The following is a 1,822-nucleotide window of genomic DNA, read 5'->3' on the forward strand; positions in this document are numbered from 1 at the left end:
GAAGGTACGGCCGGTTTTCGGCTGCCTTCAGTGCCGACCCCAGTGCACTCACTGGCTTGTCCAGTGGGGTGATGGGTGGTTGGTCGTTGTTTGAGAACTGCACAGTGGACGCGAGCATCTGTGGCCAAGTTTTTAAGGGCGCACGGTGGATGCCTTGGCACCAGGAACCGATGAAGGACGTGGGAGGCCACGATAGTCCCCGGGGAGTCGTCAACCAGGCTTTGATCCGGGGGTTTCCGAATGGGGAAACCCGGCAGTCGTCATGGGCTGTCACCCGCTGCTGAACACATAGGCAGTGTGGAGGGAACGCGGGGAAGTGAAACATCTCAGTACCCGCAGGAAGAGAAAACAACCGTGATTCCGGGAGTAGTGGCGAGCGAAACCGGATGAGGCCAAACCGTATGCGTGTGATACCCGGCAGGGGTTGCGCATACGGGGTTGTGGGATCTCTCTTTTACAGTCTGCCGGCTGTGAGACGAGTCAGAAACCGTTGATGTAGACGAAGGACATGCGAAAGGTCCGGCGTAGAGGGTAAGACCCCCGTAGTCGAAACGTCAGCGGCTCGTTTGAGAGACACCCAAGTAGCACGGGGCCCGAGAAATCCCGTGTGAATCTGGCGGGACCACCCGTTAAGCCTAAATATTCCCTGGTGACCGATAGCGGATAGTACCGTGAGGGAATGGTGAAAAGTACCGCGGGAGCGGAGTGAAATAGTACCTGAAACCGTGTGCCTACAAGCCGTGGGAGCGTCGGATGTTGGACTTGTCCAGCATCTCGTGACTGCGTGCCTTTTGAAGAATGAGCCTGCGAGTTTGCGGTGTGTTGCGAGGTTAACCCGTGTGGGGAAGCCGTAGCGAAAGCGAGTCCGAATAGGGCGGTTTAGTAGCGCGCTCAAGACCCGAAGCGGAGTGATCTAGCCATGGGCAGGTTGAAGCGGCTGTAAGAGGTCGTGGAGGACCGAACCCACCAGGGTTGAAAACCTGGGGGATGACCTGTGGTTAGGGGTGAAAGGCCAATCAAACTCCGTGATAGCTGGTTCTCCCCGAAATGCATTTAGGTGCAGCGTCGTGTGTTTCTTGCCGGAGGTAGAGCACTGGATAGGCGATGGGCCCTACCGGGTTACTGACCTTAGCCAAACTCCGAATGCCGGTAAGTGAGAGCACGGCAGTGAGACTGTGGGGGATAAGCTCCATGGTCGAGAGGGAAACAGCCCAGAGCATCGACTAAGGCCCCTAAGCGTACGCTAAGTGGGAAAGGATGTGGAGTCGCAGAGACAACCAGGAGGTTGGCTTAGAAGCAGCCACCCTTGAAAGAGTGCGTAATAGCTCACTGGTCTAGTGATTCCGCGCCGACAATGTAGCGGGGCTCAAGCGTACCGCCGAAGTCGTGTCATTCCAGCAGTAAGCCCCAACGGGTGCTGGGATGGGTAGGGGAGCGTCGTGTGCCGGGTGAAGCCGCGCCGGAAGGCAGTGGTGGACGGTTCACGAGTGAGAATGCAGGCATGAGTAGCGATACATACGTGAGAAACGTGTGCGCCGATTGACTAAGGGTTCCTGGGTCAAGCTGATCTGCCCAGGGTAAGTCGGGACCTAAGGCGAGGCCGACAGGCGTAGTCGATGGATAACCGGTTGATATTCCGGTACCCGCTGTGAAGCGTCAAACATCGAATCAGGCGATGCTAAGTCCGTGAAGCCGTCCCGATCTCTTCGGAGTTGAGGGAAGTGGTGGAGCCGACGGACCAGACTTGTAGTAGGTGAGTGATGGGGTGACGCAGGAAGGTAGTCCAGCCCGGGCGGTGGTTGTCCCGGGGTAAGGGTGTAGC

Annotated in this window: 1 rRNA gene (only partly in view); it reads left to right on the plus strand. The window is 57.6% G+C overall.

Features of this window, described 5'->3' with window-relative positions:
• The first annotated feature begins 122 nt into the window (after positions 1-122).
• A 23S ribosomal RNA gene (locus ACIO9J_RS44805) occupies positions 123-1,822 on the plus strand (it continues 1,272 nt past the right edge of the window).

It is taken from the genome of Streptomyces sp. NPDC087300 (genome assembly GCF_044744425.1).
In the GTDB taxonomy this organism is placed as follows: domain Bacteria; phylum Actinomycetota; class Actinomycetes; order Streptomycetales; family Streptomycetaceae; genus Streptomyces.